The sequence below is a fragment of the Flavobacterium sp. genome, from assembly GCF_044369455.1.
Classification (GTDB): domain Bacteria; phylum Bacteroidota; class Bacteroidia; order Flavobacteriales; family Flavobacteriaceae; genus Flavobacterium.
Window position 1 is genome coordinate 1 of record NZ_JBIPLW010000007.1, and the last position, 23,838, is coordinate 23,838.

The window sequence follows — 23,838 nt, forward strand, 5'->3', positions numbered from 1 at the left end:
TGTTAGATTGTATTTCAAGATGGAACAAAATTATAGAATTGTGCAGTAAACTAATTTGATATAGAGTAGACAAATTATGTGAAAAGAGTAGACAAATGATGAAAATAAGAGTAGACAAATGATGAAAATAAGAGTAGACAAGTTTATTAAGAGTGATCTTGATGTTTATTGATTTAATTTAGTTACCCTAAAATTTACACTCGTTTATTGTCTACACTTACCCCGACTTTGAGCCAAGATTACAACACATAACAAAAAAAACCGCTTCGTTTCCGAAGCGGTTTTGATTATCAATTGTCAATTAAAGCTTATCTCTTAACCACTCTAACGGTTTCCAAATTATCTTCTTGTGCTACAACTACGTTGTACACGCCACTTGGATATCGATCTCCAATTGTTGTCGTTTCTAAATCATTTGTTCTCACCTCTCTTTGCTCAATTAATCTGCCTACCATATCGTATACTTTTACGTTTACTATTGATTGGCTTGCTGTTTTCACATCCAACATAAAGTTATCCGCAAATGGGTTTGGATACGCCGTAGCTTTAAACTTCGGTGCAACTGCTCTAAGAATTTCTGGTGCTACTACATTAATTTCGCATGAATTTCCATAATCACCAAACACGCCATTTATTTCAATTGCTACTTCAATAAAATAGGTTTGTCCTACTTGTGCCTCAGGGAAATCACTCAATTTAAAGTACGAATAATCAACTATTTTAGTAGCTACAACCAACTCATCTTCTGGATTCTCTGGATCAGGTTGTACTAACCTAACTCTGTATCTAGGGAAAAATTGGTAAGGAACAATGTTTAATTGTTGTGCCAATGTATAATCATTTCCACATTGCGTTTGAACCAACTGTGTTGTTGGGAATGCTGGTGTGGTAATATGACATTCCGCGCCATATCCGGATGGTGTAGACACTCCGTTAATTAGAGTGTAATACTGAGCCGATATCGAATAATTCGTATTGAACGATAAGGTAGTTCCAAACGACGACAGTTGTGTATAACGAGTTGGTAGTATCGCTGTAGCGAAGTACGTTGCGCCTCCTGTTACTCTAATTTGGAATTGGTATCCTGTAGCTCCAACAGCTGATCCTGATGCTACCGTAGCAGTCATCGACGATACTGTGGCTGGTGCTTCTACTGTTCCACACGTTGGCGCCACCAAATTGATTTTAGGAATTGGTAATGTGAACAAATCACATTCTGCTCCAAAAGTTGTGGTTTGCGTTGAGTTATCAGCTGGATCTAAATATGTATACGCTACAGAAACTTTATAAGCACCATTATACTCTAATGGTAGTCCTGTAAAAGTGTTGGCACTAATAAAACGACCTGCTGAAGGTGACGTAAAGAACGGTCCTGTTACTGGATCTGTTCCAGCTGCTTTTCGAATACGGAAAATGTATCCTGTAGCATTCAACCCTGCATTAGCAGAGATGGTACCATTCAAACCAGTTAACGTAGCACCACATGAACCTGTAGACAACGTAATTGCGGCTACAGCCGGTGGCGTTACAGTCATTGTATTTCCTAGATAACCAAGAATCTCATCATTGATAACCGCTGCTGCACTAATGGTATACGTTGCCGTATACGAACGCATCGGTCCTGGGATCGTTACATAACGCGTTGGTAAAGTAACCTCTTGAACCTCGTTTGCTTGTCCTGTTTGTATCTTAGTAATGATAAAGCGGTATTTAAGGTTTGTATATGGTGAGAATGAATACAGATTTGCTGCAACTGCATTTGAAAACGTAGTTAAGGTAGTCGTAGTTGAAGTCATATTGACAACCACTGGTGCACATCCTTCTGATAAGGTAGAATTACAGTTGTCATCAACATTGTTATAACAAACCTCAGGTCGTCCTGGGTTAATTAGGTTTGCTGCAACGCCATTAATAGCACCCGTATCAGTACAATCACCACCACCTGTTAAAGTAGCGTTAGTGTAACCAGCACCTGGTGAAGTACATGATGGCACAGCTACTCCAGTGTAATATCCGTCGCCATCAGCATCTAAATACCATAGTGGTTGTGGAGTCTCGCTTACTGTTACAGTAGCCGAAGCTGAACCTGCACATGATGGAGAGGTAACAGTGTAAGTATATACTCCCGCACCTGCTAAAGCTGGACTCCAAATACCACCTGTTTGTGGTGTTCCGCCAAGAGCAGAAAATAACTGTGCTGTTGTTACTGTGGTACCCGTACAAATCGATAATGTACCATTTGTACCTGCGTTTGGAGGCAATACATTATCAGTACGTGCTGGTACTCTTTGGATTCTACAGTCATTCACTAGTGGTGTATCAGCGATGCCATAAGGTGTGGTACTAAATTGATTTTTCATGTACTCTGCAAACGCATCTTGCTCAGAACCCGAATTCGCAAACGATGCCATCGCTGGACCTTGTTCAGGCACTGTATTCAAATCAAGTCTGCTTCCCGGAACTGATGAAGCAACAAATGGATAACCATCACCATTTCCTGCAAGGAAGTTCAATGTAACCACTCTAAAAGTACGTGACAAATTACCAACTGTTACACCATTAACCACTAAGGTATCGATAACATTACCAGCTGAATCTGTAATCACTGCATTCAAAATTTTTGAACCAGATGCATTACTGAAATTATAACTGTATCGTACACCTGCAACTTGAGCAAATTGTCCAGGAGTGGCAGTAGCTGTAGTTGCATTAACAGCATGTTCCAGAATTGCTCTCAAGCCGCTTGCTGTTAGTGTCATTAATGAAAGTTGATTGTTGAAACGCAATGAGTTTTCAATATCTAATTGAGAAATATCGCCAGATTGTTTACCTGCTCCGGGATTAGCAATTGGCGGCACTAATGTTACATTGTCTCCAACTGCAATTACGTTTCCAATGGCAGAACGGATACCTCCACCATTTTTGATAGAGATAACAGTAGTAGGATCATAAAACTTAGCTAACCATAAATTAGCTTCAGATGTAATATTACCAAGATTCGTTTCTTCTGTACGTACAAAATTTCTACGTCCTTCAAGGAAAACGGATGTTTTACCAAAGAGATTACCATCTTTTGAATTAATTACATTTCCGATAGCGTTACATAACAACTGTACCTGATAGCCACGAGTACCTGGTAAAAAGGCATTGCCAACATTGGCTCCCCAAACATCATTTAATCCTTGTTGGTCAGTTGCATAGACACCAGAAATAGCATCGTTGATTGATGCTGGTAACAAGTTACCATCTGAGTCAAAATCAACTACTAATCTTCCTACGTATTTGTAGTTGCCATCAGTGTTTAACACAGGCACTGTTCTTCCAGCTAAATCTGTTGCAAGGAAAGGATAAGTTCCAGCAGCTACATCACCTGCACGCAAACGGTCATTCGCATCAGCTAATAATGTATTAGAACCAGCAGCGATAATAATATCTACTCCAGTTAGTTTTGTAGCAAGATCTTGTTCGAAAGCAATTTGTTGCAAGTGAGAAAGAAGAATCACTTTATTACATCCGTCGGCAATTAAAGCATCTACCGTTGGCTGAACAATTCCTGCCAATATATTCATATCATTTGCACCTCCGCCAATTACTGTTGTAGCGCCGGGAGATGAAATACTTGCTAATATTTGTGTTGTACAACCTACAATACCAATTTTTTGACCACCTTTCATAATGATAGTTGATGGAGCAAGTTTGGTTTTGGCTGAAATCGCAGCAGGTGTTTCAGTAGGACTAGACATAAAGCTAGTATTTAATCTCAAACGATTGGTTGTTGAAATTGAAGCTAAATTTGAATCTCCACTGAAATTTAGATTTGAACTCAAGTATGGAAATTGTGCGCCATACCAAGTTGTAGTCGTTGCACCTGTATTATTTGCACCAGCAATCATTGTTCTAATTTCATTCGTACCTAAATCGAACTCATGATTACCTAATGCTGAAGCTTCGATACCAATAAAGTTCATAATAGAAATATCAGCTCTACCAATACTTACTGCTAAATTCACAGGAGGGCTTGTAAACGTTGTATTGTAGAAATTCTCGTAAGCCGTTTTATATACTGGAGCAAGTGTCGGATCGCCTCCTGAACTTAAGAATGGACCAGGAATATAGTTGTCTCCCGATGAAAGCTTAATTGTATTTACATAGCTTTCTTCAAGTTGGTCTACAATTGCAGCAAAACGTGGTGCATCTTGAACTGCTTCAACAGCACCCTCGAAATCTGAAGCATGTAGTACTTGTAATGTAAATACGAAATCGCTTATAGCGATATTTTGCGTAGTTGTGGTTCCTAAAACAATTCCCGATGAAGGATTGCTAATAGTTAATGTAGCAGTTTCAAGTGGCTCAACTGTATTGTCGCTCACTACTGTAAAAGTAACTGAACCAGTAGTTGAACCTGAAGGGATTGTAATTGTTGCATTGCTTAAAGTATAATCGGCAGCAGTAATACCTGTTCCTGATACACCTAAAGAAATTGTTTCATTAACACATACAGGTGCCGAGGCAGTTGCAGTAACAGTAACTATTGTAGCTGCTGTTTCAGTAGCTGTATTAGTTGTCACAGAAAGATCTACCGTGGCTGCTGGTAAAGAGGTTACCGTTGTTGTAGCTGTTGCAGTACAACCTTTAGCATCAGTAATTGTGTAAGTAAAAGTACCACCGCCAACAGTTAACGGACTTCCCGATACAGTATAAGGTAATGTTCCTCCTGTTGCCGTCACCGTAACTGTAGTCGTTGCACCAAAACATACTGTTGATAATGCTGGAGTAGCTGTTGCAGTAATGGTTGGACAAGGTGCTGTTATAATTGTACCTGGTGAACCAATTTCTGTTGCACTGTTGGCAGCAATAAATGCTCCATTAACACTTACGGCACTAAATTGTGTAATTGGTGTAACCAAACTATTAACACCTGCTTTATTGTCAAAAGTGGTATATGGAGCTGCAGCAGGCGAACTGCCAAACAATACCGAAGTTTGTGGAGTACTACTAGTTGTATTATATAAATTGACTTGATCTCCTCCAGTACCTAAACCAATTCCGCTACCCGTATAATTCCCGATGCGTAAGCCTCCTGTCGGATTAGTTCCAAACCAATTGTTCAAGAAAGCTGTAGTTTTACCAGGTAAATCATTAGTTTCGATAAAGATAACTGACTCCCCAGGATTGATGCTTGTGATTCCGTTTAACGCTACCGCAGCCGCAGGAGATTGTGAACTATCATCCACTTTCCAACCTGTAATATCAACGGCTACAGCTTTTGTATTCGTAACTTCAAACCAATCAGCACCCACAGGGCTGTTACCGCTTGACCAAGGAGCAACTTCTGAAATAAACAAACGACCTACAGAACCTGGAGAACCAATTTCAGCAACATCGTTTACGGCAACAAAAGCATCATTAACGCCCACCTCACTCAATAAAGATATTGTAGTATTGTTGAGTCCAATTGCGTTGTTGAAGGTTTTAAATAAAACTGTCGGAGAAGCTCCAAAAATAACATTAGCTTGTAAAACGCCACTTGCGTCATATAAATTCACCGCGTCACCACCTGTACTTAATCCGATACCAGAACCTTGATAGGTACCCACTTGTAAACTGGCTGGAGGATTGGCTCCAAACCAAAGTGATTTAAAGTTAGCAACAACTGTCGCAGCTGGATTAGAAGCGGAACTTTCCAAGAAAATTACTGATTCGCCTGGAGCAATACTTGTAATTCCTGTTAAGGCAAGTGAAGCAGCAAACGAGTTGGAACTATCGTCTACTTTCCATCCAGAAATGTTAAGAGCAGTTGCTCCGTTGTTGGTTACTTCAAACCAATCGGCAGCCGCTGGACTGTTACCACTTCCCCACGGAGCTACTTCAGAAATAGTTACGTTTGGAAGTTGTGGTGTTTCATTTACTAAGTCAGTAACTGACAATACAAAATTTACTGACGCGTCAGGTGTAGCACCTACGGTTGTATCGTCAACATTTACCGTAACGTTGTATGTTGATTTGGTTTCAAAATCAAGTACCGTTCCGGGTTTTATGAACAAGCTTGATGCCGTAATTTGGAAATTATTTGCATCAGCTCCAGACAACGAGTATGTATTTGTTCCTAAACCATCGTCAGTAAGCAAGATATCAGCAACTCTAACCGCTGGTGTAGTTATTGAGTTTTCAATAATGCTAGGAACGGTATTAGTCAACGCAATGGCAGTTGGCGCTTGATTTGGTGTTGTAGAAGGAGCATATACCCATAATTGTGGATGGTTTATGTCGCCACCACCATTTTCACTCACAATATAAATATTACCGTTATTATCCATAGTAATTCCTTCGTGTTGCTGAGAAGCAACATTTAGAGGATTTCCTGGATCAGTAACAATAGTAAGTGTACTAGCAATATTACCGTTTCTGTCTATATTTACCACTTGGGCATTTTCCTGACTTAATACCAAAAGATTTGGTGACGTTGACTGCGTAGGTATGTTGGCCAATACAAATACATCAGCAACATCTATAAAACCTAACAATGCTGGGTCAAAAAGATTAACAGAGTTCACTGTTGTAGGCGAACCATTTGTAGCAGTTCCAGCAGCAAAATCTACATTTGTTTGAAAAATCCCTATAGGATCGATTTCCTTAAGACAGATAAATCCTCCTGTAATTGGATCATAACAAAGACCTTCTGTTCCTGTATTCGGAACAAATGTTCCTATTTTTACAGTTTGCGTATTGCCTCTTGTAAGTGTGGTACCAGCAGCATAAGTAAATTTTACCAATTGTCTGTCGCGCTCTTCGCTCATTACGAATTGTCCACCACCAATATAGGTAAGCCCTTCTGTATCATAGAAATCAGTTCCTTGTGGACTACCTCCTAAAGCCATGGTCATCGTATCAATTAAAACACCTGTTTTTGATACTTGAGTAACAGAAGTACTACCATCGGCAGTGATGAATAACGTATCAGTATCCCAATTGTAAGCTACAGCCGATGCTTCTTGACACAATAAGTTATTCGTTGGAGCAGTTGTTCTTGTTGGTTCTGGTAAATCATAACGACCTACTCTAACATACGTAGAAAGGTCTATAGTCAATGCACTATCATTATCAGTAATAGCAATATTTTGAGTAGTTGTTGTGCCAAGCGTAATTCCAGCTGATGGACTGCTTATAGTTAAAGTTGCAGTTTCTGTACTTTCAACTAATGCATCATCAGTTACTGTAAAAGTTACTGAACCTGTTGTTTGACCGTTTAATATCGTAATGGTTGAATTACTCAATGTATAATCACCAGCTGTAATATTAGTTCCCGATACTCCTAAAGCTACTGTTTCATCAGCGCTTACAGCTGAAGAAGCGGTTGCTGTAGCTGTAATCGCAGTCGTTCCTGCTTCTGAACCTGCATTTGCACTAACTGAAAGTGAAACTGTTGGGTTAGGAGCAACATCATTATCAGTAATAGCAATATTTTGAGTAGTTGTTGTGCCAAGCGTAATTCCAGCTGATGGACTGCTTATAGTTAAAGTAGCTGTTTCTGTAGTTTCAACTACAGCATCATCTACAACTGTAAAAGTTACAGAACCTGTAGTTTGTCCGTTTAAAATTGTTATCGTTGAATTACTCAATGAATAATCACCAGTTGTAATATTTGTACCAGATACTCCTAAAGCTAGAGTTTGATCACCAGTTACGGCGGAAGAAGCAGTTGCTGTAACAGTGATGGCTGTTGTTCCTGCTTCTGTTCCTGAGTTGGCAGAAACGGAGAGATTAACGGCGGGGTTGGAAGGAATTACTGTGCCACTTACCGTAACGTTATCGAATCGCCATGTTCCTCCTGTTGCAACACTGGCGGGAGTATTAGATTGTCTAAATTGTCCTGTTGATTGGTAATGAGCGGCAACTGCCCTAAATCCAAAATTTGCGTTATTATCAACAGCAGTAATAGAAGATAAATTTACAATAACTCTCCTGTAGACATCGCCTGCATTATTTTCAAAACGTCCATTATTCAAAATACCTGCACACAGGGTCGTATTCGATGCTGTCATGGTAAAATTATTCCATGTAGTACCATCTGTGGTATATTGTAATCTAACAGTATTGGTAGAAGTGTTGGAAAAACGTTGATCCCATTGCACAATGATTCCTGAACGTCCAACAGTAGATACATTAAACTGAGCACCGCTTGATTCATTAGTTGTACCAGGATTGGCGGTACTAATTGCCCAAGCACCAGGATTGGCACCTGATTGGGCTCCACATCCACTTCCTGATAGGAGCATTCCTGTTGCTGTCGTAACTCCTGTCATACTTCCAACTAAAGTTGCAGAGCCGGAACCTGTATTAGGTGTTGGGTTGGCATTGGTACCTTGCAGCGGTTCAAATGTCCATTGCGAAATAGTAGTTTGAGACGTGGCATTTTGGACGAATCCAAATAAAGAGAGCATTAAAGTTAAAAAAAGAGCAAATTGTGTGTTTGCTTTTTTTCTCTTAACAAATGATTTAGAAGTTAATTCTAATTGATTTCGACTGGTATATTCAACATCGTTGAATAAACTTGACAGTTGGGTTAATTTAAAATTTAGAGAGTCAAGAAAGTTCTCAAATTTTAATTGTAAATAGTTCTTCATGTTTTGTGATTTTTGTTTTGAAGCGTAAAATTAAAATTCGAATCTTTTACTATCGAATTTCTTCAAACAACAAATCATTAAATTACAAGTGCTTAAAACATAATTTGTGAATTATTATTTAACAACTTGTTAATTATTTACTAACAAAAAAAGATAATTATGTTAAAGCTAAAAGCATTTTCGATTCAAATAGTTTTTGTTCTGTAATGATTTATAATAATTACTAGAACCAATATTTTTAAAATTATATCTTTGTTTAACAAACTAACAACTGAAATGAGTACAAAAATCCTAATCATCGGTGCTTGTGGGCAAATAGGAACCGAACTTACTCAAAAGCTAAGAAGTATTTATGGCAATGATAATGTAATCGCTTCCGATATCAGAAAGCTTAATAACGATATTGTTAACTCCGGAATTTTTGAGGTCGTAAATGCTTTAGACTACAATCAGATTGAGCATTTAATTGAGCAGTATCAAATTACCGATGTCTATTTGATGGCAGCACTACTATCGGCTACAGCCGAAAAAAACCCAGCATTTGCCTGGGATTTGAATATGAATTCTTTGTTTCACGTTTTGAATCTGGCGAAAGCCAAAAAGATTAAAAAGCTATTTTGGCCTTCAAGCATTGCCGTATTTGGCCCAACAACACCTAGGTATAATACCCCACAATATACCATAATGGAACCCACAACGGTTTATGGAATTAGTAAGCAAGCGGGTGAAAGATGGTGTGAATATTACCATAATGTGTATGGCGTTGATGTACGTAGTATTCGTTATCCGGGATTAATTAGTTGGTCAACCGAACCTGGGGGAGGAACTACCGATTATGCAGTTGACATATACCACAAAGCTTTGAAAGAGGGAAAGTATGAATGTTTCCTCTCAGAAAATACAGCGCTACCTATGATGTATATGGATGACGCAATTAGTGCTACCGTTGAGATTATGCAAGCACCTAGTGAGTCAATAAAAATACGTTCTTCCTATAATTTATCTGCAGTTAGCTTTGCTCCGACTGAAATAGCAGCAGAAATAAAAAAACATATTCCTAATTTTTCGATTTCGTATAAACCTGATTTTCGTCAAAAAATAGCGGATAGTTGGCCAGCTTCAATAGACGATAGCTTTGCAAGAGATGACTGGAACTGGAAACACAAATTTGATTTAGCTTCTATGACCAACGAAATGCTGGAAAATCTAAAATAATAGCTTACTTTTTTTCTTTTAAAGATCTAATTAATGCGTCTTCTATAGATGCTTTAATTTTTATGACGTCATCGGTTTTATCATTGGGAATAGTCATGGAAAGCACATAGTGTTTTATTTTCCATTGCCCATTAATTTGAATCAGTACCCCAGAACCACGACAGATTTTCATCTGCGTATCTAATAGCTCGTCAAACCAAGCCATTTTTTTATCATTACTTAAATAAATATGTCTTTCCAAAGCGGTAAAATTCCATGCTTTACCTTTATCAAAATAGGGTTTTGCAAATGCTTGAAAAGCGGGTTTAGTCCAATTTTCTGTAGCATCAGTTCCAATACAGATGGAATCATCGGTTAGCGCGTCAAAATAGTTTTCGTAATTGGCTTCGGATGCGGCTTTGTGCCAATTATCTAAAAGGGTATTAATTTTTTCTTTTTGAATTTCCTCTCCGTTTTTCAAAGCCGTAAAAGAAAGAAAAAAGAGTGCTGCAATAATTAGTGTAACTTTTTTCATAATTCAACTTCTTAAAATAATTAGTAATTAATATGATTTATAATTATTGTTTTTTGTGTAATTTTATCTCATAAAAAATTCAAAAATAGTAAAAAATAGTAAAAAATGAAAAGATTATCCTTTTTTGTTTTAAGTATAGTATTTGGTACTTTAGGACTTTCTTTTGTAAGCTGGTCGTGTAACAAAAAAGAAACGAACACTATTGTTTCTAGAGAGTTATCATCTAAAAAAACGTATCTTTATGAAGACGTACCTTTTGATAGTACTAAAGTAGCATCTTTTTTTGTAAAATACCCTAAACTACTGACTTTTCAAAAATCAATAGTAGCGCTCTATAAAAACAGACAATACCATTATGCTTGGTTTGATAAAAAAGGGGTAAATGAGGCGGCAGAAATGTTGTACAATAAAATGAGTACTGTGCAAGAGGAGGGAATTCAAAAAAATTTCCCTTATAAGACAGATTTAGATGTAATTTTTCAAAATTCTAAAACCTACTTATCGCCAAACTTGGATGCAGAATTATTATTATCTTCCTTATATTTTTTCTACGCTAAAAATGTTTTGACAGGTGTTGACGAAGAAGCCACAAAAAAAATAGGATGGTATTTGCCGCGAAAAAAACTTTCCTACGTTAGCTATTTAGATTCTATTATTGCAAAACCAGAATTATTGGCTAAAGACGATAAAGTAGTTTTAGGGCAATATTATAAGTTGAAAGAAATCTTAAAAAAATACCGTTTAAGTGAACAAAAAGGAGGATGGAATCCTATTAGAGTTGCGCCAGATTTTAAGTCAATAAAACCAGGAGATTCAAGCCAAACAGTATCTGACATCAGAACTAGATTGTTTGCAACAAACGATATAGCTTCTGACAATAAGAGTAAAGTATATGATACAGATTTAGTAAAAGGGGTAGTAAAGTATAAAAAAAGAAATGGATTTAAAGAAGATGAAGTAATTACTCAAAAACACATAGACGAGATGAATGTGCCTGTAGGAGAACGTATTAAAACTATTATTGTTAATATGGAACGTTGTAGATGGATTTCAGAAGAATTTTTACAAGATTCTGAATATATTGTTGTTAATATTCCTTCTTTTAAATTGACATATGTTAAAAATAACCGACCTGAATTTAAATGTAATGTAGTTGTTGGGGCAATGATGACTAAAACAGTCATCTTTAGTGGTAAAATGAGTTATATTGTTTTTAGTCCCTATTGGAATTTGCCTACCAGTATAATTAATAAAGATGTGAAACCAGGAATGAAAAAGAATAAAAATTATTTAGTACAACACAATATGGAATGGAACAATGGGAATGTTCGCCAAAAACCAGGGCCAAATAATTCATTAGGTAGAGTGAAGTTTATATTCCCTAATTCAAACAATATTTATTTGCATGATACACCTTCAAAAAGTTTGTTTAATGAAGAATCAAGAGCATTTAGTCATGGGTGTATTCGAGTGGGTAAACCAAAAGAATTAGCCTATGCAATTTTGAAAGATGATAAAAATTGGCCTACGGATAAAATTGATGCCGCTATGAATAAAACAGTAGAAACTACCTATTCATTAAAAAGAAAAATTCCTGTTATTATTGGCTATTTTACTGCTTGGGTTGATGATGAAGGTACTATCAATTTTTATAAAGATATCTATGAAAGAGACAATCGATTGTCTTCTATTTTGGTAGAGGAAGAATAATTTATTTTCTCTGAATTTCTTTTTCTAAAGAGTTAGTCATTAGTTGAAATAGAATACCAGGATAAACATTTACTATTTATTTTGGTTATATTAAATGAAATTATACTATTTAAAAAAGCCCAATCTTGTTTTTCAACGAGATTGGGCTTTGATAATTTAATTACAAAACTACCAAATCTTAACTCGTTTTTCTGGAGCAAGATATAAGGAATCAGTTGGTTTAATATTGAACGCTTCATAAAATTCGGGAACGTTTCGAACAACGCCATTAATTCTAAATTTAGCAGGTGAATGCGGATCACTTGCAATTTGACTTCGAAGTGCTTCTTCACGAGTCTTTTCTCCCCAAACTTGACCCCAACCTAAGAACACACGTTGCATACCCGTAAACCCATCTAAAACAGGGGCTTCTTTTCCATTTAATGTTGCTTTATACGCTTTAATAGCAATGCTTAATCCACCTAAATCACCAATGTTTTCTCCAAGTGTATATTCACCATTTATATTTAAATCTGGGAGGGCTTTAAAGCTGTTGTATTGTGCCACTAAAGCATTTGTTTTTGCTTTAAATGCAGTTAAATCAGAAGCAGTCCACCAATTCTTCATAACACCATCGCCATCAAAAGTACTTCCTTGATCGTCAAATCCGTGACCAATTTCGTGACCAATAACTGCTCCAATAGCTCCGTAATTTACCGCATCATCTGCTTTCAAATCAAAGAAAGGTGGTTGTAAAATAGCCGCTGGAAAAACTATTTCGTTAAGTGATGGATTGTAATAAGCGTTTACAGTTTGTGGGGTCATTCCCCATTCGGTTCGGTCTACTGGCTTTCCTAGTTTGTCCAGATTTCTTTGGTATTCAAATGCTGTGGACCTTTGCGAATTACCATACAAATCATTTTTAGCAATTTTCAAAGATGAATAGTCCCTCCATTTGTCTGGATAACCAATTTTTATCAAGAACTTATCTACTTTGTTAAGTGCTTGTTTTTTGGTTTCTGCACTCATCCAGTCTAGTTTTTTGATGCTTTCAGCATAGGCTTTTAATAAGTTTTTAACCATAGTTACCATACGCTCTTTGGCTTCTGGTGAAAAATGTTTTTCAACATATACTTTTCCAACGACTTCACCTAAACTCCCGTTAACGGTATTTACACCGCGTTTCCAATCTTCCTCAGGTTTTTCAGTTCCGTTTAATGTTTTACTGTAAAATTCAAAATTCTGATTGTCCAATTGTGTAGTTAATAATGAGGCAGATTTATTAATCAATCCCCATTTTAAATACGTTTTCCAAGTATCAATTGGCGTGCTTTTGATAATGTTGTTTAAATTTTTAAGATACTCAACTTGGGTAACCACAATGCTTTTTTCTTTTTCAACACTTGCTTTAGTCAGCATTTCTATCCAGTTGAAATCGGGCATCAACATTTTTAAATCAGCGGTTGCATATTTGTTGTACAATTTTAACATATCTCGAGTATCTTCTTTTTTCATGTGCTGATTCGCTAAAGAAGTTTCCAATGCCATAATTTTAGCAGCACTTTCAGCTGGATTCTCGATCCCACCTAATTGCAACATTTTTTCAACATGAATCACATATTTTTTACGGATATCGGCCATCTTAGCATCGGTTGAAGTGTAATATTCTTTTTCAGGAAGACCAAGTCCCCCTTGCCAAGTAATTAGAATATACTTAGTAGGATCTTTGAAATCGGTGTATACAGATATATTAAAAGGAATACTAATTCCGGTTCTGTTCGCGGTACCAAAAAAACCAGCTAAATCATTATAATTAGCAATACCATCAATCGCTTTTAATTCGGCTTGGATAGGCGTTATCCCTTTTGCATCTCTATCTTTTCGATTCATAAAAGATGAAAAACAATCACCTATTTTCTGCTCGTCAGTACCCTCGGCAGCATTTCCTTTGGCTGCTTCTTCAATAATGGCTTTTACATCTTTTTGCGATTGGTCATACAGCAGGTCAAAAGCGCCATAAGAAGCTTTGTCTGCTGGGATTTTCATTGTTTTTAGCCAAGCGCCATTCACATAATTGGCAAAATTGTCGCCTGGATTTACTTTGGTATCCATATTTTTTTTGTTGATACCTGAAGTTAGTTCTTCTTTTTTTGCACAAGAAGCCATCATTACTACTGCGGCTAGAATTGAGAGTTTACTATTTTTCATTGATGGGTTAGGTTTTATTTTCCGCTAAAGATAGTAAATTATCAAATAGCAGAATTTAAGTTAAATTGAATAGTTTGACTTTAAAAGTTATACTATGTTACGCGAAATAGGAATAATAATTAATGACAATGGTTTTTTGTCCTTAAGATATTTATATATTTGTTTGTTGGTGTTGATTAAAATTGTATTAATGCCTTCCCTTTTTAATAGAAATACTAAATGAAAAACACTGATTTTTTAAATTCCCCAAGAATTGATCAAGTTGGGATTGAGGAGCGCGTTGCCCGAATTACCGCTCGAAGTATCAAAAAGGAATCAAAAATGCAAGGGCTATTAATGGCTTTGAATATGATTGATTTGACTACCTTAGAAGGAGCAGATACTGAAGAAAAAGTAAAGCAACTTTGTTTTAAAGCACACCACTTACACGATGAAATTCCAGGATTGCCAACCACTGCAGCAGTGTGTGTGTATCCTAATTTTGTTAAACTAGCAGCAAACGAACTCAAAGGAACTGGTGTAAAAGTAGCTTCTGTTGCAACAGCGTTTCCTAGCGGCCAATCGAGCGCTGAAATTAAATTATTAGACACCAAAATGGCTGTCGATGGTGGTGCTGATGAAGTGGATATGGTGATCAGTCGCGGTAAATTCCACAGCGGAGAATACAATTTTGTTTTCGATGAAATTGCTATGATCAAAGAAGCTTGTGGTAAAAATGTGCGACTAAAGGTGATACTCGAAACGGGTGAAATCGGAACACTTGATAAAGTCCGACAGGCGAGCGACATTGCCATGTATGCGGGAGCCGATTTTATCAAAACCTCTACGGGTAAAATTAAACCAGCAGCAACCTTACCCGTGACTTTAGTAATGCTCGAAGCAATCCGCGATTACTATTACAAAACCGGAATTATGATTGGAATGAAACCAGCTGGTGGAATTTCGAACTCAAAATTAGCATTACATTATTTAGTAATGGTAAAGGAAACCCTTGGCGGAAAATGGTTAACCAACGAGTATTTCCGTTTTGGAGCGAGTAGTTTAGCCAACGATGTTTTATTGCAAATCGCAAAACAACAATCGGGTATTTATCAATCGAATGATTATTTTTCTAAAGTATAAACCGAATGAAAAAAACACATAAAATAGATTTTAGTTCGGACTGGAATTTAGCACCAGCGCCTGAAAGCACAACGCATTTTAAATTAAAGGAAACCTATGATTTGTTTATCAATGGAAAATTTGTTGCGCCTAAATCAGGAAAGTATTTCGACACCATAAATCCAGCTACCGAGAAAGTCTTAGCCAAAGTAGCCGAAGCCAACGAAGCCGATATCGATTCAGCCGTAAAAGCTGCCCGAAAAGCATACGATACCGTATGGTCAAAATTATCAGGGAAAGAACGAGGGAAATATATATATCGAATTGCTAGAATTATTCAAGAACGCGCTCGAGAATTTGCAGTAGTAGAAACCTTAAACGGAGGAAAAGCCATTCGTGAATCTCGTGATGTAGATGTCCCATTGGCGGCAGCTCATTTCTTTTATTATGCCGGATGGGCTGATAAATTAGAATATGCATTTCCAAATAAAAAGCCAAAATCACTTGGCGTAGCGGGACAAATCATTCCGTGGAATTTTCCTTTACTGATGGCTGCCTGGAAAATTGCTCCGGCATTAGCAGCAGGAAATACAGTGGTTATTAAATCTTCAGAGACTACTCCGTTAACGGCTTACTTATTGGCAGAAGTAATTCAAGAAGCAGGTTTGCCAGCTGGAGTTGTAAATATCGTTTCTGGAGCAGGACTTACAGGTTCTTATATTGTGAATCACGCCGACGTAGATAAAATAGCTTTCACAGGCTCAACAGCTGTGGGTAAAATAATTATGAAAGCCATTGCGGGTACTCCAAAAAAATCTACAATGGAATTGGGTGGAAAAGCAGCCAATATTATTTTTGAAGATGCGGCGTTAGATCAAGCCGTGGAAGGAATTGTAAACGGAATTTTCTTCAATCAAGGACATGTTTGTTGTGCGGGTTCACGCTTGTTTGTTCAGGAATCCGTATTTGATGTTGTCGTTCAGAAGTTGAAAGATAGAATGAATTCCTTAAACGTTGGAGATCCATTAGATAAAAACACTGATATTGGAGCCATCAACTCTAAAAAACAATTGGAAACCATAAATAAGTATATCGAAATCGGAAAACAAGAAGGTGCCGATATGTATCAACCTACTTGCGATGTACCATCAAAAGGGTTTTGGTGCAGACCAACGATATTCACGAAAGTAAGTCAGTCAAATCGAATTTCTCAAGAAGAAATATTCGGACCGGTTTTAGCCATACAAACATTTAGAACGGTAGATGAAGTTATCGAAAAAGCCAACAATACACCATACGGATTATCAGCTGGAGTTTGGACAGATAAAGGGTCAAAAATCTTCAACATGACGTCACAGTTGCGTGCCGGAGTGGTTTGGGCGAATACTTTTAACAAATTCGATCCGGCTTCACCTTTTGGAGGTTATAAAGAAAGCGGCTTCGGAAGAGAAGGCGGTGTTCACGGATTAGAAGCGTATTTAAAATTTGATTAAAAACTAATAGTATGTCAAGAATAGAAGTTTTGAAAACCTACAAAATATATATCGGAGGAAGTTTTCCAAGAACCGAATCGGGGCGTTATTATCCGCTTATTATAAACAAAAAGACTGTTGCTAATATGTGTTTATCGTCTGTGAAAGATTTTAGAAATGCGGTCGTTGCTGCCCGAAATGCTCAAGGCAGTTGGTCGCACAAAACCGCCTATAACCGTTGCCAAATTTTGTATCGAATTGGGGAGGTTCTCGAAGGAAGAAAAGCACAGTTTATTGCCGAATTAGAATTGCAGGGCATTTCTAAGACAAAAGCCCAAAAAGAAGTTGATTTGAGCATTGACCGTTTGATTTATTATGCAGGTTGGTGCGATAAATACACACAATTATACAGCACGGTTAATCCAGTTTCAGGAAGTTTCTTTAACTTTTCAGTGCCTGAACCAGCAGGAGTTGTAGCGGTTTTTGCTCCACAACAAAGTAGTTTACTGGGTTTGGTTACTCAAATTGCCTCTATCATTGCTGGCGGAAATACTTGTGTAGTTTTAGCTTCAGAGCAATTGGCATTGTGCGCCGTTACATTTGCCGAAGTGCTAGCCACTTCAGATGTTCCGGGTGGTGTGGTTAATATCCTTACGGGAAATCAAACCGAATTACTAACACAATTTGCCGCTCATAAAGACGTCAATGCTATTTTGTATTGTGGTGCAGCTTCAGATATGATTGCAAAAATTCAAGATTTAGCTATTGAAAATTTAAAGCGTGTTATTCTTCGAGAAGATGGCGATTACTTTGATGACAAATTTGAATCGCCTTATCTGATTTATGATTTTCAAGAAACCAAAACCACATGGCATCCTATTGAAGTGATTGCGAGTGCGGGTGCTGGGTATTAAATTATTATAAATAAAACTATAAATATATCTTTATAAAAAAAGCCATCAGATTTCTTTGATGGCTTTTTTTCAAACAGGCATATACTATTTTTAGTTAAACTTAGAGCGCATAGTTCAAATTAACGCTCCATCTGTAGTTTGCTTCAACTCTTCCTCCATTTAGATTTTGTTTAATAGGTAACATGGCATTGGCTCCAAAAGACCATTTGTTTTTGCCTAATTCAAATCCCATTCTGCTTAGAAAAATAGAGCCCGAGGTATTTCGCACTTTTTGACCAAGTTGGAAGTTAGATTCATAAATCTCACCTGCTAGACCCAATTGAGGGACGAATGAAAATTTAGGATTTTCGATTAGATAAAAAAACGTTCCAGCATAATTAGTTTGATTTCCAAAACGGTATTGCCTATCGTTTTCTGTTTTTATAGTATAATTGAGCATAGCGTTGAAGCCGAATTGCTTTCTTTTGATTACATATTCTGATGTAATCATATAATCCCAGCTGCCAGTACCAAGTTGATAAGATGTATTAAAACTTCCATTATTTGTTTCGTCAAATTTGCCAAATGGGATTTTTATTCCGCCACCTATTTGGACAAAGTGACTAGTAATAGAGTCTTTTTTTGTTTTAAAAATTTCATACATAGCGAGTATAGTGGCATCACCTATTCCGTTTATGGATTGATTGCCAGTGGTGGTTTCCCGATTGTGAAAATGATAGGGTATCAAAGTGGAGATTTGTATTTTCTTGTGAACAGGAATTCTGCCCCAAATTTGAACGGTGTTAAAATTTTCTTCGTACCAGGGCGAATTACTATACAAGCCATCAGTACTTTTGTAGTTTTGATTAAAGTAACGGATGCCAATAAAATTGGTATCGAGCATCGAAGCAAAACCCATACTTCCTCCGCTAGCGGAGCAACCACAGGCATCGCAAAGCAATCCATGGGCAAAATGGTGTAACTTAAATATCGGAGGATTGGTAAAGTTACCACTGCCCGAAGCTGTCAGTATTTGTGATATAAGTAGTAGAAATAAATTGATTTTTTTCATGGAAATTAAAATTCAGCAAATTTTGGGTTGGTTAGAAACTCATTATCGGTTAGCGTTTTCAGGAAAGCAATTAGTTGCGTTTTTTCTGTGCTTGATAAAGAGATTCCAAATGATGATCCATTAACTAATAGAGGATCAAGGTTTTGCGTATTTTGAATACCAGAAGTATAATGTTCGAGTACTGCTTCGAGTGTATAAAAACGGCCATCGTGCATGTATGGTGCTGTTTTCTCGATATTTCTTAAACTAGGCACTTTGAATTTATAAGTATCGGCAGGATTTTCGGTTACACGGTACCTGCCTTTATCGTTGATTGCAGGATTAATGGGTAATCCGTTATTTCTAAAAGAATTATCAGTAAATAAATCAGTGGCATGACACGAAGCACATTTTTGATTAAAAACAGTGTAACCAGCTAATTCTTGAGATGACATTGTCCCACCGGTCTCGTTTCTTCGGTATTTATCAAAGCGAGAATTAGACGATGTGAGCATGGTCATGAATTGGGATAACGCTTTGAGCATATTTTCAGCATTTATTTCCCCATCGGTAAATGCTTGTTTGTATAATTTTTTGTAGGACGGATCATTTTTCATCATATTGATGATGTTGATGATGTTACCATTCATTTCTATTTCGGAGGAAATAGGCACCATTGATAATAATTCGATATGATCGGCTGCGCCGTCCCAAAAGAATTGTGTTTGAAAAGCCATATTTTGAACAGGTGGTGCATTACGTGTACCAATTCCTTCGCCTACACCATGACTAAAATTGTGTCCGTGATGGGTAAACGCGTCTTCTTGAATATGACAAAATCCACAAGAAACCACTCCATCTGAAGCCAAACGGCCGTCATAGAAAATTTTTTTCCCTAGTTCAAATCCTTTTTCGGTTAAAGGATTGTTGCTCATATCGTAAGCCAAAGGAGGAAAGTTTGATGGTACTTTGTAATCTATTGGCAGGTTTTGATAGTTGGAGTCATCGTCTGAGTTGCAACTTCCGAGTGCTAGGATTAGTGCAAGTACTACTATTTTTTTCATGGTATTGAATTTTTAGCCCAGATAGTAATGAAAAGCCCGTAAAGGAAAAACAAATAGATTTTGTTGTAAAAAAAAGGCGACCATAGAAGCTTTTTTTTTTGCTTACAAAACTTTTGTTTTTCCTGCGGACTTGTAATGAATAGCTGGATTGGCTTTACATAAAATTAGTCGTTATGAACATGATCTACTTCAAACATGGTAGGCACATTGTTTGCCATTATGTTTTGCACTTTTGCTCCACCCATAACACTAAGACCTTCTTCAAAATTGATTTTGGTAGTTCCATCAATTACTTTTTTAAAGTCGGCTAAGATGTGAACTTGCGGCGTTACGTTAGTTCTAACCAGTGCTTTTTCGGGTAAATCCATTGAAATTTCAGCATAGTTATCGATGTCGCCTGTTTTTCCCGTATGTACTTTGAAAACTGCATTGGAGTGAGAAGCTGAGGTTACTGTACCTTCAAATTTGATAAATTTGTATCCTGCTGCCCAAGACCATGTCATGCCTAAAGCAGGATCGCTTGCGGTTGTCCAAAGATTGCCTTGCCCGTCAGCTCCTTGATTGAATTGTGCTTGGTCTACTCCGATTCCAAACTTAACTTTGGTATAGTTTGCTGCAGGAACATTAGGTAAATTGAGAATTGTGCTGGCAGCATCGGCTTCGTTTACAAAAAAGTAGCTTTCACTTTTTGGAACTGTATATGTTGTTCCATCCTCTTTTGTTAATATTATATTACTCACGATATAAATCAGTTTATCTATTTTTACCACTTCGCCATTGCTGTTTGTATAAGGCGTGTTGAAGGCAAGATTAGCACTGCCGTAAATGTTATCAAATTCTAATTTTAAGTTGCCTTCTCCTGTTGGAGTGTTATCATCATCGTTTGAACATGAGGTTAACGTTAATGCAATAGCCAATGCGACTGCATATTTTTTTAATTGAAATTTCATTTTTTGTTGTAATTTGTTTATAGAAATAGTAAAGCAATGCTAAATAGCATTACTTAATTTTGAACATACTTGTTCTGTCTTTTTTAATTAAAAAAAAGAATGCTTAATCTAAAATGTTAAACAATACAACTAGGTGGATGGAAAAAAACATAATCACTGAGGTAATCATAGTGATTAGTATACAAATTATTTATTTTCTCTGATGAAAATCTTGGTGATATTTTTAAATGGAAAACATAAGCATTATTGTAAAATAACACTTCAATTTCTTGTTTAGAATTATCTTTTTTATCAGAATTAATTGGTTTTTCATTTTCGGCAGCTTTTGCCATTTCTTTCATCAAATGACACTTTCCGTTACATTTCAATTCGGGCTTGGCTTTATTTTCGCAAAGTTCTTTTACAATATAATCATAGTTTATCACATAATCTAAAACCGGAAGTATTGGTTTTAGAAACAGGGTAAGTGCAACTATGAGGACTAATTTTTTCACCAAGCAAATATACTATCTGAAAATTTATTAGAATACGAAAATTCTAATTTTTTAATATTTTAACATATATTAAAATAGCATTATATTTACGCAACAATTGATACTATGAAATCTCGCTATACCAAAATTCTTCACATCGATAGCAATCATCCTTTATTATGGCAACAATTGGAAGAAGCAGGTTTTCATAATGAAGCTGATTTTACTTCCTCTAAAACAGAAATAGAAGCTAAAATTCATAACTACAACGGAATTATTATTCGAAGTCGATTTAAAATCGACCGAGAATTTATAGATAAAGCCACCAACCTAAAATTTATTGCTCGCGTTGGAGCAGGATTAGAAAGTATTGATTGTGACTATGCTAAAGCTAAAAATATTCAGCTAATTGCAGCGCCCGAAGGCAATCGAAATGCGGTTGGAGAGCATACTCTTGGAATGCTTTTATCGTTAATGAACAAACTAAATCGTGCCGATAAGTTAGTTCGTGAAGGCAAATGGATGCGAGAAGCTAATCGAGGACACGAACTCGAAGGCAAAACTGTCGGTCTGATTGGTTACGGCAATATGGGAAAATCATTTGCCAAAAAACTACGCGGATTTGACGTTGACGTTTTATGTTATGATATTTTAGAGAATGTAGGAGATGAAAATGCTAAACAAGTTTCATTGCAGGAGCTTCAACAACAAGCCGATGTGTTGAGTTTGCACATTCCGTGGACACCCAAAACGGATACGATGGTAAATACCAATTTTATCAATTCCTTTGCTAAACCATTTTGGTTTATCAATACTTCTAGAGGGAAAAATGTGGTGACGCATGATTTGGTAGAAGCGTTACAATCAGGAAAAATTTTAGGAGCTGGATTGGATGTCTTGGAATACGAGAAATTGTCGTTTGAAAATCTATTCATAGAAAATGATAGGCCTAAAGCATTCGAATACTTGCTTCAAGCTGAAAATGTTTTACTAACACCACATATTGCGGGCTGGACACATGAAAGTCATCAAAAACTGGCGCAAGTTATAGTAGATAAAATCATTAAATTATTCAACACCGTCAGTTCGAGTTGAAGTAAAATTTTCGACAGAAAATTTTACAGAAGTATCGAGAACCAATTTATAACGAGTCTTCTCGATACAATTTTAAAAAATTTCTAATCGCAATTTATTTAAAATCACTCGAAGTGACGAAACAAACAAATTAGTGATATAAGCAATACAGAATAAAAAAAGTACTGTTTTTGGTTGGATTTTAGACCCAGAAGGAGATAAAATTGAACTTTGGGAGCCAATTGATAGTGCTTTCTTATAAAATTTTATATTTTAGTCGAATAAATAAAAAATAACCAATAAAAAACCAAGACTATGGACGCACAAAAAGTTGACATGTTTATGATGATGAATTCAAAATATTTCGAAAGCCATCATTTGAATGCTGTTAGAGAAAAACTATTAACGCTAGATGAGACCAAATGGGGATTAGTTCAAACCATGCAATTCAAAGAACCTACAACTTCCTTAATTGTTTCGCTACTTGGAGGAAATTTAGGAATTGACCGTTTTATGATTGGCGATACCGGAATGGGAATAGGAAAACTATTAACTTGTGGTGGATTGGGAATCTGGGCAATCATTGACTGGTTCTTAATCATGGGTGCTACTCGTGAAAAAAACATGGAAACGTTTCAAAATACTTTTTATTAGTAGATGACTCGAAATAAGTTATATTCCTTGTTGCTTATAGCTTGTTTTACCGGATACGCTTACCTTTTTTATAAGATTAACTATTTACCAAATGAAACATTTCGGGTTTGCTTTATTAAAAATGTGACAGGATATTCTTGTCCTTCTTGTGGAGCCACTCGAGCTGTTTCATTGCTTTTGGAAGGGAAAATTATAGCATCACTACTGCTAAATCCTTTTGGAATACTACTTGCTATAGTCATGACAGTTTTTCCTTTATGGGTTTTAACGGATGTTATCCTTAAAAAAGACAGTTTTTTTAAAACTTATACAAAAACAGAATCATTTATTAGAAAACCTTGGATTGCAGCGATTTTAATTCTATTGGTTATGCTTAATTGGATTTGGAATATTTACAAACAGTTATGATACAAGAAACCACTTTTACTTATAAACCTGGCGAACACGAGCGCGAAAAAGCATCCAATAGTTATTTGATGTCTTTAGTTGCATTAATTGCCGGATTACCTTTGCCAATTATTAATTTATTGGCAACATTCTTCTTTTATTTAGCCAACAGGAAAGGCACTTATTTTGTGCGTTGGCATTGCACTCAAGCCTTGTTTTCACAAGTAGCATTATTAGGAATTAACAGCGCAAGTTTCTGGTGGACGGTTTCTATTATATTTACCGATGAAAAAGTAAGCAATCAATACTTTGCCTATATTTTTACCGTTATTTTATTCAATTTATTCGAAATTTTCTCCACAATTTATGCTGCTACGCAAGTACGAAAAGGAAAGCATGTTCAGTTTTTGTTTTTCGGAAATCTTACTAACTTAATTTGTAGACCCTAATGATACAGAAAACCATTCTT

At 36.5% G+C, this 23,838-nt stretch carries 16 protein-coding genes and 1 pseudogene; 10 read left to right on the forward strand and 7 right to left on the reverse strand.

Annotated features, from left to right (window positions below; all coding sequences use genetic code 11):
* Window positions 1-308 precede the first annotated feature (308 nt).
* Window positions 309-8,624, reverse strand: a complete 8,316-nt coding sequence (locus ACIQ2L_RS08145; protein ID WP_396157704.1) for an SdiA-regulated domain-containing protein — start codon at window positions 8,622-8,624, stop codon at window positions 309-311.
* Window positions 8,625-8,900: 276 nt separating this feature from the next.
* Here ACIQ2L_RS08145 and ACIQ2L_RS08150 point away from each other — a divergent pair, with 276 nt between their 5' ends.
* Window positions 8,901-9,839, forward strand: a complete 939-nt coding sequence (locus tag ACIQ2L_RS08150) for an L-threonine 3-dehydrogenase (RefSeq protein WP_396157705.1) — start codon at window positions 8,901-8,903, stop codon at window positions 9,837-9,839.
* Window positions 9,840-9,843: 4 nt separating this feature from the next.
* Here ACIQ2L_RS08150 and ACIQ2L_RS08155 read toward each other — a convergent pair whose 3' ends face one another.
* Window positions 9,844-10,353 (reverse strand): nuclear transport factor 2 family protein, encoded by a 510-nt coding sequence (locus ACIQ2L_RS08155; RefSeq protein ID WP_396157706.1) that lies wholly within the window; start codon window positions 10,351-10,353, stop codon window positions 9,844-9,846.
* Between the two features lie 105 nt (window positions 10,354-10,458).
* Between ACIQ2L_RS08155 and ACIQ2L_RS08160 the strand changes: the two genes are divergently transcribed.
* A complete protein-coding gene (locus ACIQ2L_RS08160; protein WP_396157707.1) occupies window positions 10,459-12,063 on the forward strand; it encodes a murein L,D-transpeptidase in 1,605 nt (534 codons plus the stop codon).
* 168 nt (window positions 12,064-12,231) lie between these two features.
* Here the strand turns inward: ACIQ2L_RS08160 and ACIQ2L_RS08165 are convergent, their stop codons facing one another.
* Window positions 12,232-14,250 carry a M13 family metallopeptidase gene (locus ACIQ2L_RS08165; RefSeq protein WP_396157708.1) on the reverse strand — a complete coding sequence of 673 codons (2,019 nt, stop codon included), beginning with the start codon at window positions 14,248-14,250 and terminating at the stop codon, window positions 12,232-12,234.
* A gap of 219 nt (window positions 14,251-14,469) precedes the next feature.
* Between ACIQ2L_RS08165 and deoC the strand changes: the two genes are divergently transcribed.
* Genes deoC through ACIQ2L_RS08180 form a run of 3 tightly spaced genes read left to right on the forward strand, consistent with a single transcriptional unit; the run spans window position 14,470 to window position 17,737 of the window.
* Window positions 14,470-15,372, forward strand: coding sequence for a deoxyribose-phosphate aldolase (gene deoC / locus ACIQ2L_RS08170; protein ID WP_396157709.1), 903 nt, complete (start codon window positions 14,470-14,472; stop codon window positions 15,370-15,372).
* Between the two features lie 5 nt (window positions 15,373-15,377).
* Window positions 15,378-16,844, forward strand: coding sequence for an aldehyde dehydrogenase family protein (locus ACIQ2L_RS08175; protein ID WP_396157710.1), 1,467 nt, complete (start codon window positions 15,378-15,380; stop codon window positions 16,842-16,844).
* An 11-nt stretch (window positions 16,845-16,855) separates the two neighbouring features.
* Complete coding sequence (locus tag ACIQ2L_RS08180; RefSeq protein ID WP_396157711.1) at window positions 16,856-17,737, forward strand: aldehyde dehydrogenase family protein; 882 nt, start codon at window positions 16,856-16,858, stop codon at window positions 17,735-17,737.
* 100 nt (window positions 17,738-17,837) lie between these two features.
* Here ACIQ2L_RS08180 and ACIQ2L_RS08185 read toward each other — a convergent pair whose 3' ends face one another.
* The 4 genes from ACIQ2L_RS08185 to ACIQ2L_RS08200 all read right to left on the reverse strand — a co-directional run bounded on the left by ACIQ2L_RS08185 (window position 17,838) and on the right by ACIQ2L_RS08200 (window position 21,275).
* Entirely contained in the window at window positions 17,838-18,788 is a 951-nt protein-coding gene (locus ACIQ2L_RS08185; RefSeq protein WP_396157712.1) for a transporter, read from the reverse strand.
* Between the two features lie 5 nt (window positions 18,789-18,793).
* Window positions 18,794-19,831, reverse strand: coding sequence for a cytochrome-c peroxidase (locus ACIQ2L_RS08190; protein ID WP_396157713.1), 1,038 nt, complete (start codon window positions 19,829-19,831; stop codon window positions 18,794-18,796).
* Between the two features lie 164 nt (window positions 19,832-19,995).
* Window positions 19,996-20,781 (reverse strand): MbnP family protein, encoded by a 786-nt coding sequence (locus tag ACIQ2L_RS08195; RefSeq protein WP_396157714.1) that lies wholly within the window; start codon window positions 20,779-20,781, stop codon window positions 19,996-19,998.
* A 116-nt stretch (window positions 20,782-20,897) separates the two neighbouring features.
* A complete protein-coding gene (locus ACIQ2L_RS08200) occupies window positions 20,898-21,275 on the reverse strand; it encodes a hypothetical protein (protein WP_396157715.1) in 378 nt (125 codons plus the stop codon).
* Between the two features lie 105 nt (window positions 21,276-21,380).
* On the opposite strand from ACIQ2L_RS08200, the gene ACIQ2L_RS08205 reads away from it, so the two are divergent.
* The 5 genes and pseudogenes from ACIQ2L_RS08205 to ACIQ2L_RS08225 all read left to right on the forward strand — a co-directional run bounded on the left by ACIQ2L_RS08205 (window position 21,381) and on the right by ACIQ2L_RS08225 (window position 23,818).
* A complete protein-coding gene (locus ACIQ2L_RS08205; protein WP_396157716.1) occupies window positions 21,381-22,349 on the forward strand; it encodes a 2-hydroxyacid dehydrogenase in 969 nt (322 codons plus the stop codon).
* Window positions 22,350-22,518: 169 nt separating this feature from the next.
* Window positions 22,519-22,590: pseudogene (locus tag ACIQ2L_RS08210) on the forward strand (VOC family protein); the annotation flags it as partial.
* Between the two features lie 53 nt (window positions 22,591-22,643).
* The gene (locus tag ACIQ2L_RS08215) at window positions 22,644-22,982 is read left to right on the forward strand and encodes a TM2 domain-containing protein (protein WP_396157717.1); all 339 of its coding nucleotides are present in this window, start codon (window positions 22,644-22,646) and stop codon (window positions 22,980-22,982) included.
* 3 nt (window positions 22,983-22,985) lie between these two features.
* Window positions 22,986-23,390 carry a DUF2752 domain-containing protein gene (locus tag ACIQ2L_RS08220; protein WP_396157718.1) on the forward strand — a complete coding sequence of 135 codons (405 nt, stop codon included), beginning with the start codon at window positions 22,986-22,988 and terminating at the stop codon, window positions 23,388-23,390.
* Window positions 23,387-23,818, forward strand: coding sequence for a hypothetical protein (locus ACIQ2L_RS08225; RefSeq protein WP_396157719.1), 432 nt, complete (start codon window positions 23,387-23,389; stop codon window positions 23,816-23,818). Before ACIQ2L_RS08220 ends, ACIQ2L_RS08225 begins: the two co-directional genes overlap by 4 nt.
* Window positions 23,819-23,838 lie beyond the last annotated feature (20 nt).

What these genes read in the sequence shown, in the direction of transcription:
- ACIQ2L_RS08185 (WP_396157712.1), bottom strand. Translation starts at nt 18,788, where the DNA reads ATGAAAAAAATCAATTTATTTCTACTACTTATATCACAAATACTGACA.
- deoC (WP_396157709.1), top strand. Translation starts at nt 14,470, where the DNA reads ATGAAAAACACTGATTTTTTAAATTCCCCAAGAATTGATCAAGTTGGG.
- ACIQ2L_RS08175 (WP_396157710.1), top strand. Translation starts at nt 15,378, where the DNA reads ATGAAAAAAACACATAAAATAGATTTTAGTTCGGACTGGAATTTAGCA.
- ACIQ2L_RS08165 (WP_396157708.1), bottom strand. Translation starts at nt 14,250, where the DNA reads ATGAAAAATAGTAAACTCTCAATTCTAGCCGCAGTAGTAATGATGGCT.
- ACIQ2L_RS08205 (WP_396157716.1), top strand. Translation starts at nt 21,381, where the DNA reads ATGAAATCTCGCTATACCAAAATTCTTCACATCGATAGCAATCATCCT.
- ACIQ2L_RS08190 (WP_396157713.1), bottom strand. Translation starts at nt 19,831, where the DNA reads ATGAAAAAAATAGTAGTACTTGCACTAATCCTAGCACTCGGAAGTTGC.
- ACIQ2L_RS08155 (WP_396157706.1), bottom strand. Translation starts at nt 10,353, where the DNA reads ATGAAAAAAGTTACACTAATTATTGCAGCACTCTTTTTTCTTTCTTTT.
- ACIQ2L_RS08160 (WP_396157707.1), top strand. Translation starts at nt 10,459, where the DNA reads ATGAAAAGATTATCCTTTTTTGTTTTAAGTATAGTATTTGGTACTTTA.
- ACIQ2L_RS08180 (WP_396157711.1), top strand. Translation starts at nt 16,856, where the DNA reads ATGTCAAGAATAGAAGTTTTGAAAACCTACAAAATATATATCGGAGGA.
- ACIQ2L_RS08215 (WP_396157717.1), top strand. Translation starts at nt 22,644, where the DNA reads ATGGACGCACAAAAAGTTGACATGTTTATGATGATGAATTCAAAATAT.
- ACIQ2L_RS08195 (WP_396157714.1), bottom strand. Translation starts at nt 20,781, where the DNA reads ATGAAATTTCAATTAAAAAAATATGCAGTCGCATTGGCTATTGCATTA.
- ACIQ2L_RS08145 (WP_396157704.1), bottom strand. Translation starts at nt 8,624, where the DNA reads ATGAAGAACTATTTACAATTAAAATTTGAGAACTTTCTTGACTCTCTA.
- ACIQ2L_RS08225 (WP_396157719.1), top strand. Translation starts at nt 23,387, where the DNA reads ATGATACAAGAAACCACTTTTACTTATAAACCTGGCGAACACGAGCGC.
- ACIQ2L_RS08220 (WP_396157718.1), top strand. Translation starts at nt 22,986, where the DNA reads ATGACTCGAAATAAGTTATATTCCTTGTTGCTTATAGCTTGTTTTACC.
- ACIQ2L_RS08150 (WP_396157705.1), top strand. Translation starts at nt 8,901, where the DNA reads ATGAGTACAAAAATCCTAATCATCGGTGCTTGTGGGCAAATAGGAACC.